This window comes from Rhodoblastus acidophilus (genome assembly GCF_025961575.1).
In the GTDB taxonomy this organism is placed as follows: Bacteria; Pseudomonadota; Alphaproteobacteria; order Rhizobiales; family Beijerinckiaceae; genus Rhodoblastus; species Rhodoblastus acidophilus_C.
Window position 1 is genome coordinate 156,723 of sequence record NZ_JAOQNX010000009.1, and the last position, 13,991, is coordinate 170,713.

Annotated in this window: 6 protein-coding genes, 2 tRNA genes, 2 rRNA genes and 1 pseudogene; 4 read left to right on the forward strand and 7 right to left on the reverse strand. The window is 65.3% G+C overall.

What is annotated here, in order from left to right:
• Positions 1 to 136 precede the first annotated feature (136 nt).
• On the reverse strand, positions 137 to 2,518 hold the full coding sequence (locus M2320_RS08650) for an MASE3 domain-containing protein (protein ID WP_264596924.1): 2,382 nt from the start codon (positions 2,516 to 2,518) through the stop codon (positions 137 to 139).
• A gap of 143 nt (positions 2,519 to 2,661) precedes the next feature.
• Here M2320_RS08650 and M2320_RS08655 point away from each other — a divergent pair, with 143 nt between their 5' ends.
• The gene (locus M2320_RS08655; RefSeq protein WP_264596925.1) at positions 2,662 to 3,951 is read left to right on the forward strand and encodes an Nramp family divalent metal transporter; all 1,290 of its coding nucleotides are present in this window, start codon (positions 2,662 to 2,664) and stop codon (positions 3,949 to 3,951) included.
• Here the strand turns inward: M2320_RS08655 and M2320_RS08660 are convergent.
• Positions 3,945 to 4,586: a DUF4142 domain-containing protein gene (locus M2320_RS08660; RefSeq protein ID WP_264596926.1), complete on the reverse strand. Its 642-nt coding sequence runs from the start codon at positions 4,584 to 4,586 to the stop codon at positions 3,945 to 3,947. The two genes, M2320_RS08655 and M2320_RS08660, sit on opposite strands and share 7 nt — an antisense overlap.
• A gap of 56 nt (positions 4,587 to 4,642) precedes the next feature.
• Positions 4,643 to 10,093 (reverse strand): GH36-type glycosyl hydrolase domain-containing protein, encoded by a 5,451-nt coding sequence (locus M2320_RS08665; RefSeq protein ID WP_264596927.1) that lies wholly within the window; start codon positions 10,091 to 10,093, stop codon positions 4,643 to 4,645.
• 240 nt (positions 10,094 to 10,333) lie between these two features.
• On the opposite strand from M2320_RS08665, the gene M2320_RS08670 reads away from it, so the two are divergent.
• From M2320_RS08670 to istB, 3 genes and pseudogenes are all read left to right on the forward strand, one after another.
• A tRNA-Ser gene (locus tag M2320_RS08670) sits at positions 10,334 to 10,423 on the forward strand.
• A gap of 327 nt (positions 10,424 to 10,750) precedes the next feature.
• Positions 10,751 to 12,284: pseudogene (gene istA / locus M2320_RS08675) on the forward strand (IS21 family transposase).
• Positions 12,274 to 13,065: an IS21-like element helper ATPase IstB gene (gene istB / locus M2320_RS08680; RefSeq protein WP_264596928.1), complete on the forward strand. Its 792-nt coding sequence runs from the start codon at positions 12,274 to 12,276 to the stop codon at positions 13,063 to 13,065. Before istA ends, istB begins: the two are co-directional and overlap by 11 nt.
• Before the next feature lie 32 nt (positions 13,066 to 13,097).
• Here istB and M2320_RS08685 read toward each other — a convergent pair whose 3' ends face one another.
• The 4 genes from M2320_RS08685 to M2320_RS08700 all read right to left on the reverse strand — a co-directional run.
• Positions 13,098 to 13,466, reverse strand: coding sequence for a hypothetical protein (locus M2320_RS08685; protein WP_264596929.1), 369 nt, complete (start codon positions 13,464 to 13,466; stop codon positions 13,098 to 13,100).
• A gap of 7 nt (positions 13,467 to 13,473) precedes the next feature.
• A tRNA-Met gene (locus M2320_RS08690) sits at positions 13,474 to 13,550 on the reverse strand.
• Between the two features lie 83 nt (positions 13,551 to 13,633).
• Positions 13,634 to 13,749, reverse strand: a 5S ribosomal RNA gene (gene rrf / locus M2320_RS08695).
• Between the two features lie 158 nt (positions 13,750 to 13,907).
• A 23S ribosomal RNA gene (locus tag M2320_RS08700) occupies positions 13,908 to 13,991 on the reverse strand; the annotation flags it as partial.

The window sequence follows — 13,991 nt, forward strand, 5'->3', positions numbered from 1 at the left end:
CCGCCGTATGCGAATCGCAAATCACTATGCCTACGTTCTCAAACTTGGCAAATACTATTATACGACTGCGGAAAACCCTCAGCAGGCCAGTCGCCCTGCATTTCCAAGCGCAATGGACGCCGGGTCGCGCGCCGGCTCAAAGGACGGGCGCCGCCACCCGCGCTAAAACCGCGCGCAATTGCGCCGATGTCACCGGCTTGTGCAGCATCTCCGCCTCGCTCGCGGAAATCTCGGCGATGCGATCCTTGGCGGTGTCGCCGGTGAGGATCACCGTCGGGATTTTCGCGCCGGCGCGGCGGGAGAGTTCGCGCGCGGTCTCCAATCCGCTCATGCCCCGGCCGAGACTGTAATCGAGCATATGGGCGACGAAAGGTCCCTGCGCCTCGGCCAGCGCCAGCGCCTCCTCGCCGCTCGCCGCCGTCACGGTGTCATAGCCCCAGTCGCGCAGCATCGCGTCCAGGCCATCGCGCACGATGGAATTGTCCTCGACGATCAGGATGCGGCCCTGGCCGAGCCCGCTCGGCTCGAGCTCATCGTCTGGCCTTGCCTCGATCGGAGCGGCCGCCGGCAGCGTCAGCGAGAAGCGCGAACCGCGTCGCGGCCTGGACGACACCTCCACCGTCGCGTCGATCAGCCGCGCCACGCGCGAGACAATGGCCAGCCCCAGGCCGAGGCCTTTCTCCATGTCGCGGCCGGGATTGTCGAGCTGGACGAATTCCATGAAAATCTCGTCCTTGCGCTCCGGCGCGACGCCCATACCCGTGTCGACCACGTCGATGCGCACGCGGTCGCCGCGCCGACGCGCGCCGACCAGCACGCCGCCGCAGGGCGTGTAGCGCACAGCGTTTTCGATGAGATTGCGAAGCGCCCGCTCCAGCAGCATCTCATCAGCGCACACGAAGATTTTGCGCGGGACCGTGCGAAAATCCAGGCGACGTTGCGCCGCCTTGGCCGCATATTCATGCGCGAGCCGCGCCAGCAGGTCGTCGAGATCGACGGACGCGAGGCGTGGCGCGATCACGCCGGCGTCGAGCCGCGAAATGTCGAGGATGGCGGTGAGCAGGTTCGACAGCCCATCGAGCGCCGCCTGCATGCGCTTCACCGTCTCCGCCGCCTTGGGCAAATCCTGCACTTGCCGGTCTATCATCGCGAGATAGAGGATCAGCGCCTGCACGGGCTGGCGCAGATCGTGGCTGGCGGCGGCCAGAAACTTGGATTTGGCCTGATCGGCGCGCTCCGCCCGGCTCTTGGCGACGACCAGCGCGTTGCGCGCGCGCACCCTCGCGGTAATGTCGAGATTGGTGATGAACAGGCGCGCGTCCCCATCCTTGCGCACACTGGCGGCGCTTTCGATCCAGCGGAGGCGCCCGTCATCGCCGATCACCCGCAGTTCGACGCCGGACCTCGGCACGGCGCCGCGTTTTTGCGCGTCGAGGAAACGCGCGTGGTCGTCGGGATCGATATGGGCGATCAGTTCGGCCTTGAGCGCGTCGGGGCTTGCGCCCGCCCTGGGGTGATAGCCCATCACCTCGGCGAAATTGTCGCCGAAGCGGATCGCGGGTTGGGCGAGATCGACTTCAATATAGGTCAGGCCCGCCGCCGCCATCGCCTGACGCAGCCTTTTCTCGCTGTCGCGCAACTCCTGGGCAACCAACATAAGCGGATTGCGCACGCTGCCCACCACAATGGCCTTGTAGAGCGCGTAAAACGAGAAGATCTTCAGGATATGGCCGAGTTCGTTCAGCGCATCGTCCATCAGCGGCGCGGTGTAGAAGCTGAAACACAGCTCCATGAGCATGGAGGCGACCAGTGACATGCGCAGCAGCCGGAAAACGTCGACGCCGAACAGCGCGCGGCGGCGATGCAACAGCACGAGGGCGGCCGCGTAGATACCGATGATGACGAATTCGCTGCCGACCTTGAACGGCGTCAGGCCCTCCCCGGGAATGAAGCAGATCGGGAAGATTTTGTAAGGAAAGATGGCGAGCAGGGAGGCGCTGGTGATGGCGAAGCCGATGACGAAAACCGCCGCCACGCTCACCTGGACGCGCGCCTTCAGCAGCAGCAGCCCGACGAGCGCCGCGCCGGATTCCAGATAACGCGCGGCGACCCAGAGCTGCGGCGCGTAATAATCGTAATCCGTGAAGATCGGCATGCCCTTGAAGGCGAAGGCGTGCAGCAGGTCGAGCGCGCCGACGAACATATAGGTCACGCCGATGATCTTGAGAAAATTGTTCTGGCTGATGTCCTGGGTGGTGGCGAGGATGACGAAAATATTGAAGCAGATGCAGGCGGCGAAAAACTCGACTGCGGTATGAAACAACAGATAATTGTATGCGCCCGCCAGATGCGCGAGCGCGGCGCCAAAGCCCAGGGCCACCCATTCCAGCACGGAAAGCGCCCGGATCGTGGCGACGATCTCGGGGAAAACTGAGCTTTGCGGCGATGCGGACAAGTGCGCCTTTCGCGTAGAGCCGACGATGTCGCCGTCCTCCTGCCGGCGGAGATTAGGCGTCATGGCGACGCCATGCAATGGCGTTTATTTGAGTAAACCAAGAGATAAGCTTAGGCTAAGCCGAGCATGTCCTTAGTATTCGTAGGAAACCCGGAGACCGCATCGCTCGTTGTCATTTTGAAATCGCCCGGCTTCAGGAGGCGCCTTTGCGCGACACGGTGGGATGGACGGACAAGACCATAGCGGCGGGACGCGAGTCGCTTGCGGGGCGTCGGCGGGGTTTTCGGGCGCTGTTTCCCTTCGCCGGGCCGGCCGTGGTCGCCTCGATCGCCTATATGGACCCCGGCAATTTCGCCACCAATATCGAATCCGGCGCGCGTTACGGCTATCTCTTGCTGTGGGTCGTCGTGCTGGCGAACCTCGTCGCCATGCTGTTCCAGAGTCTTTCCGCACGGCTGGGGATCGTCACGGGGAAAAGTCTCGCCGAGCAGTGCCGCGACCATTTTTCCAGGCCGGTCGTCTATTGCATGTGGGGGGCGAGCGAAGTCGCCGCCATGGCCACCGATCTCGCCGAATTTTTGGGCGCGGGCATTGGCCTGTCGCTGCTGTTCGGCCTGCCGCTGATGGTCAGCCTGGGCGTGGTCGGCGTCGCCACTTATGCCGTGCTGCAATTGCAGAATTTCGGCTTCCGGCCCATGGAGCTGACCATCGCCGCTTTCGTCGCGGTGATCGGGATCAGCTATTTCATCGAACTCGTGATCGCGCCGCCGGACTGGAAGGCCCTTGCTTACCATTCCGTCGCGCCGGCTCTGGCGGGGCCGCATAGCGTGATGCTGGCGGTGGGCATTGTCGGCGCCACCGTCATGCCGCACGCCATCTACCTGCATGCCAGCCTGACCAAGGACCGCGTGCCCGTCCATAATGACGCGGAACGGCGGCGGGCGCTGAGATTTTCAAACGTCGAGGTTCTGGTCGCACTGGGGCTGGCGGGGCTCGTCAATATGGCGATGACGGCGATGGCGGCGGCGGCGTTCCACCCTGAGCACGCCGAGGTCGCCAGCATCGAAACCGCCTACAAAACCCTGATTCCGCTGCTGGGCGGGGCGGCGGCGGCCGTGTTCCTGACGTCGCTGCTGGCCTCGGGCTTTTCCAGCTCCGTGGTCGGGACCATGGCGGGCCAGGTGATCATGCAGGATTTCGTTCGCTTCACCATTCCGCTGTGGCTGCGCCGGCTGGTCACCATGGTCCCGGCCTTCGTCGTTGTCGGCTTCGGCGTCGACTCGACGCGGGCGCTGGTGCTGAGCCAGGTGGTGCTGAGCCTCGTCCTGCCCGTCCCGCTGATTGCGCTCATACTGCTCACCTCGCGCCGCGATGTGATGGGGGATTTTGTCAGCGGCGTTTTCGCGCGCGGCGTGGCGGGGCTGGCGGCCGGAATCGTCGTCGCCCTCAACCTGGTGCTGCTGGCGCAGGCGGCCGGGCTCGGAGAGGCTCAGTGAGCGCCGCCGCTGTCCTTGACCGCCTTCGCCAGGTCGAGATGTTGCTTGAATGCGCCCGCAATCTTTTCGGCGAAGCGGCGCACGTTGTCGTCTTTCGTGTTCTTGATCTCGTCGTTGATCTTGTCGAGGTTGCTCTGGTGGTAATCCACCTGCTCCGCCATGAAGGCGCTGTCGAAATCCGCGCCGCTCTTGTCCCTCAGTTTTGACAAGGCCTCGTCCGCCGGTTTGGATTCGCCGGCGTTCGGCGGCGGATTTTCGGGCCGCGCCGGCGGCGCCGGTGGTTTTTCCTGCGCGTGCGCGACATGCGCGTGAGACGCGTGATGTCTTTTGTGCGCGTGTTTCGACACATGCGCGCGATGTGGGCGCGCCTTGGCGCCCGCATGCCCATGCATGCCGGAAAGCCCCTTCTCGACGCCCGCGTGGTCGCTGACCATCAGCCGCGCAAAAGCCTTGACCGCCGGCGATTGCGCCTTTTGCTCGGCCAGCCGGGACATCTGGATTTCCTGCTGGTTGACCTTGGCGGCATAGGCCAGAAACTTCTTGTCCGCGTCGCTGATCTTCTGCGGCGGCGCGGCCTGGGCGGCGGCCGCGCCAGTCAGCGCGAGCGCCAGCGCGGAAGCGAAACAAACCTTCATGGTCGACCCCATTCGCATTCGAAAGCGGTCAACTGCGATCCGGCCCCGCCGTTCCCTCACTCGGCTGGCAGATCCTCTTTGGCCGCCGCGCTGGCGAAGTTGAGGAAAACCCGGCCTTTGAACGTCACGCTCTCCAGCTTCAGCCCCGCCTTGTCCGCGCTGGCGTCGGCGCGCAATTTCAGCTCGCCGCTGTCGACGGTCACGCCGAGCATGGCATAGGCCGCCGACATCATCCGCGACGCCGCGCCCGTGTACCAGGACCAGCCGCCCCGGCCCTCATAGCCCGGACCGTCATAGACATCCGCCGGCTGCTGGTGCGGCGGCAGGCCGTACAGGTCGATTTTTTCGGGCGTGGTCTTGGTCAGCGGCGACAGCGCCATCCACACGTTGACAGCGCGGGAGAACAGCCGCGCCGCCTCGCTGGCGTCGCCCTCTTTCGCCGCGCGCTCGCCGAGCCGCGCCAAAGCGTCGACGAACCAGGAGGACCCATGCGTATATTGCCCGCCATTCTCGCGTACGCCCGGCGGATAGTCGGCGCTGCGGCCCGGGAAGGGTTTGGAGGTCTCGTCATAAGGCGGCGTCACCAGCAGCACGCGGTCGCCCTTGTCGAGTTGTTCCAGCGCATGCTCCAGCGCCTGCCGGCCGCGCTCGCCCTGCGCCGCGCCGGACAAAGCCGGCCAGGCCGAGGACATCGCGCCGACCGCCAAAAACTCCTCGCCGTCGTCGCAGAAGGCGCGGACAAAGCGGTTGTCGCGCCAGCAGGCGTCGAGCGCGGCGCGCAAGGTTTCCGCACGCGACGAATAAGTGTTGGCGAGGCTCTCCTGCTTTTGCGTGCGCAAAAGCTCGGCGAAGCGGGTGAGATTGTCGTAGAGGAAAAAGCCCATCCACACGCTCTCGCCCCGGCCTCTGAACCCGACGAGATTCATGCCGTCGTCCCAGTCGCCGGCGCCCATCAGCGGCAGGCCATGCGCGCCGAAATGCGAAAGCGTGTGGTCGATGGCGCGGCGGCAATGGTCGAGCACCGTCGCGGTTTCCGGCGCGGGCGTCGGCGAGAAGCAATAGCCCTCGACGCCGGGCGGCACCGGCGCGCCTTCGACGAAGCCGACCTTTTCGTGCAAAACCGTGGCGTCGCCGGTCGCCGCGACATAGCGCAGGGTGACATAGGGCAGCCACAGATGCGGATCGGAGGCGTGGGTGCGCTCGCCGATGCCGACGCCGCCGTCCGGCGCATTGTGCCACCATTTCAGCACATCGCCCTGGACGAATTGCTGGGCGGCGTGCAGCAGGATTTGCCGGCGGGCGATCTCCGGGGCGCGGGCGACGAAGGGCAACACGTCCTGCAACTGGTCGCGGTAGCCGAAGGCGCCCGAGCGCTGCGCCGGGCCGGTGCGGCCCCACAGACGCGCGGTCAGCGCCTGATAGGGCAGCCAGTCATTGACCAGGCGGTCGAAGGACGGCGTGTTGGTCTTGATCCGCAGCGTCGACAGCATGTCGGTCCAGAAGGCGTCGAGCCGCGTGCGCTTGTCGATGGCATAGGCGAGAGTCGCCGCGCGTTTGGCCAGCGCCCGCGCCGCCTCCAGATCGGGCGCGGCGCCCAGCGCCACCACGATGCGCGCGGATTCGCCCGGCTCGATCTCGATCGAGCCGGCGAAACCGGCGGCGCGGCGGCCGTCGTCGCCGGCGCCGCCATCGACATGGCCATGTTCCGCCAGGAACGGAATTTTGGGATCGCGGGTCTTGCGGCCCAAGATTTTGGCGCGCGCAAAATCGCATTCGTCGGCGTCGAAGGACACGGCGGCGAAGGCCCAGTCCTGGACAAAGCCATTGCTGGGATTGCGGAAGAACAGCGCGCGGCCGTCGTCCGTTTCGGTCTCGACCCGGCCAATCGACTCGGGCGGCGTCTCCGCCAGCACGATTTCCGCGACCGAGGCGATGCGATAGACCTGCGGACGATCGGTGCGGTTGGTGAGGGTCAGGACCTGCACCTGCACGGGATCGTCGTGGACGACAAACACCTCTTGGGTGAGGTCGAGCCTCGGATTGGTCGCCGTGAAGGTGGCGGCGCCCAGGGTGAACACGGCGTCATAATCGCTGTCGGCGCGGCGCAGCGGCAGCAGCGTCGCCATATGCGTCTCGCCGGTCTCGTTCTCGAACACGTAGATCGCCTGCCCGGGCGGGGCGTTGCGGCCCTCGCCGATGCGGAACGGCGTGACGCTGTTGGCGCGGGCGTTGCGATGGAACGAGAAAATTTCACCGTCATGGGTGACCACGGCGCCAAATCCCGCTTCGTTGGCCATCACATGCGAATAGGGCCGCGGCGCGCCCGGCGCGGTGCGCAGGGAGCGGCCGTCGCGTGAGAAGGCGAAGCGCTCGCCCGCCGCCGTGATCGCCGGCGCCAGCACGCGCCGGCGGGTGAAAGTCGCGTCGAAGGTCTCGGGGACGCGGGTTGCGAAGGCGCGGGCCAGAGCCTGCGCCGCCGCATGTTCGTCCTCGGCCCAGCCGTCGGCGAACAGGAGCTCGACCGAACCATCGGCGGGAATTTCGACCTCCACGGAGAGCGCCGCGCAGGGCTCGAAGCCGTAAAGCAAGCCTTCGTCGGCGGGATCGCGCAGGCTGAGATTTTGCGTGAGCGCATCGGGGTCGCGGCGCTGGCCGAGCCCCAGGAAGCGGGCGCGGACATCCTCGTAACCCGTGAGTTTGACCCCGGCCTGTTCGCGCACAGCGTGGAAGGCGATTTCGCGCGACAGCCGTTTCGAGGCGAAATCCCCGCCCTGGTTCTTCAGCAGGCGATTGCGGAAGAACAGCGCCCCGCAGGCGCGCACGAACCATGTTCCGACATGCAGCGCATTATAGGGGGCGTCGCGGCGCTCCACCCCGCCCTCGTTCATGACGAGGTCGCGATAGCTGCAAATGCGGATTTTTCGCGCGCTGGCGCCGGCGTTGGAGAGTTTGAGACGCGTCAGCGCCAAAACCTCGCCCTCGACCATTTCGACGCTTGTGTCGCAGCGCAGGCCATAGAGTTCGCCGCGCGATTGCGCCGATGTCGGCGACACCGCCTCGAGCGCGCCAAACCCCACCTGGGTCGGCGCGGCCGTCAGCGACCACAGGTTTTGCGTCTCGCCGGTCTGCTCGAGGAAATAGAAGAAGGCGCCGCGCGGCAGGATGGGATCGTCGGGAACGCGGGTCATGTCGATCGGCGCGCCGCGCCGGGCGGCCGTCTCGATGCGGAAATGCCCTTCGCCGCTGCCATAGAATTCCAGGGTCAGCAGGCCATTGCCGATGCTTTGCCGCGCGCCCTTGGTTTTCTTTCCGGGCCGGGTCAGCAGGAAGACGACAATGCCGGCGACGACGCCAAGCGCCGCCAGGGCATAGCCCAGCGTGAGCGCCACCAGCGGCGGCATCGGGGCCTTCGCCGCCGCCTCCGCCGCGCTCCAGGCCTTGTCCCATTCGGCGCCGCGCGGAATGTAGAACGGGATGAGCAGCGGCGCCCAGGTGCCGAAGCGCCTGATGGCCTCGGGAATGGCGCGGGCGCTGCCGCGCGATCCCAGGAAGCGCGCGCAGGCGCCGTCGGCGAGATCGCCGCCGACGAAGGACAGATTGACCAAAGTGGCGACACGCAGGCCCATATGGTCGAACCAGATCAGCACGCGCAGCCAGTCATAGCTGAGCAGCGCCGTGAAAATGGCCAAGCTCCAGTCGCGGAACTGGTTTTCCGGCAGGCTGGCGCTCGCCGCCGTGGCCACCACGGTGCGCACAAGGCCATCCTGGTTGTACCATTGCGGATCCGGCGCGACTTTCAAGAAGGCGTAGATGATCGGCGCCATCCACAGACCCCAGCGCAGCACCACAATGGCGTTGTCGGCGAGCCCGCTCAGCCCCTCGGACGAAAACAGCGTCTTGATCGGCGCGGTGCTGCGCGTCAGCAGCGCGGTGAGGAAGAACAGGTTGATGCTGAACAAAGGCGCGGCGAACACCCACTGGATCACGCCCGACAGCGATTCGAGATAGAACAGGTTGACCGCGCCCATGGCGGCGCCGAGATCGGTCGCGCCCCATTTGGAGAAGAACGGCGTGATGACATAACGGTGGTCGGCCACGCCGGCGGCGACATAGTTGAGCGCCACATGTTCGCGGAAATGGCCGAGCACGACGTCGAGTTGGCCCCGGTCAAAATACCAGGAGATGGCGCCGCCCAAAATGCCGCCGAGCAGCACGCCGAGCGCATAGACGCGCCAATGACGGGGACGGCCGCGCATGCCGCGCCCGATATCGGCGAGATCGTCGTAAAGCAGCGACGCGACATAGGCCGCCGCGCCAATGCCGAAACCGACGCCGAAGCGAACGGCCGAGTCGGCTTCCGGCAGGCCATGGGCGAAGGCGTAATGCATGCCCAAACCGGCGACCGCGCCGGCGGCATAATTGGGCGCCATGCGATAGGCGCTGGCGAGACGTTTTGGAAATGGCGGCGTGGCGTCGGTCGACTCCAGAATGGTGCGGCCCAGCGGGAACAGCAGCGCGCCGAGCAGGCCGGCGCCGAGCCAGGAGGACGCGCGCAAAAACTCCATGGCGGCGGGCGAAGCGACAACGGCCGCGGCGATCAGCAGCAGCGCCATGAACACGCCGCCGAACATCGCGCCTTTTCCGACGCCGGACCGCCAGGTGGCGATGAGGCGGGGCGCGACCGGCGGCGCGGCGTGAAGGATGTCGCCGAGCACCGAGGTGACGAGATAGACCTCGGCCCAGAGGCCGGCCTGCGCCGCGGCTGCGGCGAGCGAGGCCGCCAGGATGTCGAGCGGCTGCATCAGCTGCGCGACAAGGGCGGTCGAGCCGAATTGCGAGACGATGGGGGTGACCGCCGCGCCGAAGGCCGATGCGAGCAGCAGGCCGTGGAGTTTTGGGTCGCGCGAGGGGCGGCGGCCCATGGCGAGCCCGGCGCCGAGCACGACCAGCTCGTTGACGGTGAACAGGACGAGGCCGCGCAGCGCGGCGAGCGCGACCGGGGCCGGGAGCGGGGTCGCGGCCGCCGCGCGGTCGAACAGGGGCGAGCCCAGCGCCAGCAGCAGATTGAGCGCCACGGGCGGAATCAGCAGCGCCAGCGCGCCGGACAGGCCGGGGCGGCGGCCCGTCTGCATCAGGCTTTTGAGCGCGGCGGCGATGTAGAGCGCGCTGGCGAGGCTGACGCCGACGGGGGTCATGCGGAACAGGTCAACAAACGTCTGCGGCGGGGCCCAGAGCTTCATCTCGGGCGCGCAGGCGACACCGAAGGCGAGCAGAACGGCGCCGTCGAGCGCCAGATAGGTCAGGCGCTCACGCTGGCCGGTGACGGCGACGGCGAATCCCTGAAGCGCCGCTGCGCCGATCGCAGCCGCGACGATGGCGTTCTCGAGGCCGCCATTCGCGATGCGGGCGAGCGCGAAGACCAGGGCGAAGGCGCTCAGCAGCCGCAAGGCGCCGGAGAGCGCGGGTCGAGGAGTTACGCTCGCCGGTTTCACGTTCGTCAATGTCATGCTCGCTCAAGTTGCGGGGATTAGCGCGCCGAGGACGTCATTTCGGGAGGCGGCTCAGCTTGGATGATTAGCAGGCTGAGCGAAACATTCAACCGCGCGGGGCCTGGCGCCTTGGTCTCGCCCGCGTGAGCCCGGATTTCCGGCGATGTTTTTGTCAGGGGGGCCTTGCGTTCGGACGCGATGGGTCTATAGGAACCCAGCCTCGACCCGCCCAATGTTTCGGGCTTGTGGCGAGGTCTGGGAAGGGTGGCCGAGTGGTTTAAGGCAGCGGTCTTGAAAACCGCCGTAGGTGCAAGCCTACCGTGGGTTCGAATCCCACCTCTTCCGCCAGCACTGCAAATTAACACCTTGTTTTTACTGAACTATCAAATTTCGCGAAGTTATCGGCCCTACTTCGGGTCCCACTTTGGTCGCTGGATTGCAGCGGTCCATGATGGACGAACCTGACACTAACTTTATCAGATTAGGGGTCAGCGGGATGAGGCGGATATAGCGAGCCGAATCACATTGCCATCCCTTAGCTCTGGCTTGGCTTTGACGTTGAGTGTTGATTTCCACTGAGAGCTGACCCGCCTACGCGGGAAATTTCCATCGAGAATTGACCCATGTTTTGCACCCGCCCTGTCCGTTTCAGCGGGGGGCCGCGGAGTGATCGACATGGAGTTATTGAGTGTGATCCGGCGCTGGGCCTTGCGGGACCAGCTTTCTATCCGGGAGATAGCGCGACGGACGGGCTTGTCGCGTAACACCATCCGCAAATATCTGCGCTCCGACGCGGTCGAGGTGAAATTCAAGGTTCCGGAGCGGACGAGCAAGCTCGACGCCTTCGCCGGGAAATTGTCCGACTGGCTGAAGACGGAGGCGCGCAAGCCGCGCAAGCAGAAACGCACGCTCAAACAATTGCATGGTGATCTGGTCGCGCTCGGCTTCACCGGCTCCTACAATCGGGTGGCCGCCTGCGCCCGCGACTGGAAGGCTGAGCGGAATCGCGAGCAGCACAAAGCCGTCCGGCCGCACGTTTGTCCCGTTGGTGTTCCAGCCAGGCGAAGCGTTCCAGTTCGACTGGAGCGAGGATTGGGCGCTCATCGCCGGCGAGCGGACCAAGCTGCAAGTCGCGCAGTTCAAGCTGTCGCACAGCCGCGCCTTCTTCGTGCGCGCCTATCTGCTGCAAACCCACGAGATGCTGTTTGACGCCCACAACCACGCCTTCCGTGTGTTCGGCGGCGTGCCGCGGCGCGGGATTTTCGACAATATGAAAACCGCGGTCGACAAGGTCCTGACCGGGAAGCAGCGGGCGGTGAACGCGCGCTTTCTCGCCATGGTCAGCCACTATGTCTTCGAGACGGCGTTCTGCAATCCCGCGGCAGGCTGGGAGAAGGGCCAGATCGAGAAAAAGGTTCAGGACGGACGCCATCAGCTTTGGCAGCCGATTCCGAACTTTCCCACGCTGGACGCCTTGAATGAATGGTTGGAGCGGCGCTGCCAGGAATTGTGGAGCGAGATGCGCCACGAGAGCGAGCCGGGAACGATCGCCGATGTCTGGCGCGCCGAGGCGCCAAGCCTCATGGCGTTCTCGCGGCCTTTCGACGGCTTCATCGAACACAGCAAGCCGGTGTCCTCGACCTGTCTCATCAGCTTCGAGCGCACCCGGTACAGCGTGCCGGCGCCCTTCGCCAATCAGCGCGTCAGCCTGCGCGTTTACGCCGACCGTCTCGTCGTTGTCGCCGAAGTCAAAGTGATTTGCGAGCACCCGCGCGTCATCGAGCGCTCCCATCACGTCCGCGGTCGGACGATCTACGACTGGCGCCATTATCTGGCGGTGATCCAGCGCAAGCCCGGCGCCCTGGGCAACGGCGCGCCCTTTCTTGAGATGCCGGACGCCTTCAAACGGCTGCAACAGCATCTGCTCAAACGGCCCGGCGGCGACCGCGAGATGGCGGAGATCCTCGCCCTGGTTCTCCAGCACGACGAGCAGGCGGTGCTGTGCGCCGTCGAGATGGCCGTCAACGACGACGCGCCCACCAAGACGCATGTCCTCAACCTGCTTCACCGGTTGGTCGACGGCAAGGCACCAGAGGTCGCCAAGGTCGAGGCCCCGCCGGCCCTGACGCTGACCAAGGAGCCCCGCGCCGACGTCGAGCGCTATGACACGCTGCGCAAAGCCGAGCAGGAGGCGCGCCATGCGTCATGATCCGGCCAGCGGCGCCATCGTCATCACGCTGCGCAGTCTGAAAATGTCCGGCATGGCGCAGGCCGTCGCCGATCTCATGGAGCAGGGTTCGCCGGCGTTTGAAGCGGCCATGCCCATTCTCTCTCAGCTGCTCAAGGCAGAAACCGCCGAGCGCGACGTGCGCTCCGTCGCCAACAGGATCAAGGCGGCGCGCTTTCCAGCCTACAAGGATCTGGCCGGGTTCGACTTCGCCTCCAGCGAGGCCAACGAAGCCCTGGTGCGTCAGCTCCACCGCTGCACGTTCATCGACAACGCCGACAACGTCGTCCTGATCGGCGGACCCGGCGCCGGAAAGACGCATATCGCGACCGCGCTTGGCGTCCAGGCCATCGAAAGTAACCGCAAGAAGGTCCGCTTCTTCTCGACGATCGACCTCGTCAACGCCCTGGAGCAGGAGAAGGCGCAGGGAAAATCAGGGCAGATCGCCGAGCGGCTGGCGCGCTGCGACCTGATCATCCTGGATGAACTCGGCTATCTGCCGTTCAGCGCCTCCGGCGGCGCGCTGCTGTTCCATCTCCTGAGCCGGCTTTACGAGCGCGCCAGCGTGGCAATCACCACCAACCTGAGCTTCAGTGAATGGGCCGGCGTGTTCGGCGACGCCAAGATGACCACCGCGCTGCTCGATCGCCTCACGCACCACTGCCACATCGTCGAGACCGGCAACGACAGCTTCCGCTTCAAGGCGAGCGCCGCGGCAACAAAAGGGCGAAAGGAGAAAGCCAGAAACTTGACCCCAACCTGACCTTCAAACCATAAACTGAGGCGGGTCAGTTCTTAGTGGAAATCCCGGGTCAGTTCCTCGCGGAAATCAACAAACTCGAGGAAAGCGTCGCGGGCGCCGGCGCGCCACCTCCCCTGCTTCATCCCGAGATGGCCTCGCACTACCGCCGCCAAGTCGAGCAACTCCACACCACGCTCCTCGACGGCGACGAAATCAACCAGATCGAAGCGAAGGAGATCATCCGGTCCTTGATCGACGCGATCATTCTGACTCCAAACGCCGAAGGCCGCCTCGACGTGGAGGTGCGCGGCGAGCTCGCCGGCATCCTGACGATCGCCTCGACGCCGACGGGCCAGAAGGCGCGGTTTGGCGGGGGAAACGCGAAAAGCCGCCCCGAGGACGGAGTGGCTTTGGCGTCGCAAGTTGAGATGGTTGCGGGGACAGGATTTGAACCTGTGACCTTCAGGTTATGAGCCTGACGAGCTACCGGGCTGCTCCACCCCGCGTTATCCGGTTTATACGCAAACAGCGGCCTTTTGGGCCGCTGTTCGAGTTGGTTCATTGTGAAGAGGCTAAATGTCTTTTGCAGGCCTGGCGGCGACCTACTCTCCCGTGTCTTGAGACAAAGTACCATTGGCGCGGAAGCGTTTGACGGCCGAGTTCGGGATGGGATCGGGTCTGGCCACTTCGCTGAGAGCTACCAGGCCGGCGAAAGACATTTGTGAACCCTTTGTTTTGCAAAGGGCCGAAGCAAGAGATGGTCTGTTGATTGTCGTTGTTCCGCTTTCGCGCAATCCTTTGGATTGCGCTGTCGCGATCACGCAATCCTTCGGATTGCGTGGGGTGAACGTTGATAATGAGAGGCAATCAAGCCTGATGAGCTATTAGTACCGGTAAGCTGCACGCATTGCTGCGCTTCCACACCCGGCCTATCGACGTGGTCGTCT

What these genes read in the sequence shown, in the direction of transcription:
- M2320_RS08650 (WP_264596924.1), bottom strand. Translation starts at nt 2,518, where the DNA reads ATGACGCCTAATCTCCGCCGGCAGGAGGACGGCGACATCGTCGGCTCT.
- istB (WP_264596928.1), top strand. Translation starts at nt 12,274, where the DNA reads ATGCGTCATGATCCGGCCAGCGGCGCCATCGTCATCACGCTGCGCAGT.
- M2320_RS08665 (WP_264596927.1), bottom strand. Translation starts at nt 10,093, where the DNA reads ATGACATTGACGAACGTGAAACCGGCGAGCGTAACTCCTCGACCCGCG.
- M2320_RS08660 (WP_264596926.1), bottom strand. Translation starts at nt 4,586, where the DNA reads ATGAAGGTTTGTTTCGCTTCCGCGCTGGCGCTCGCGCTGACTGGCGCG.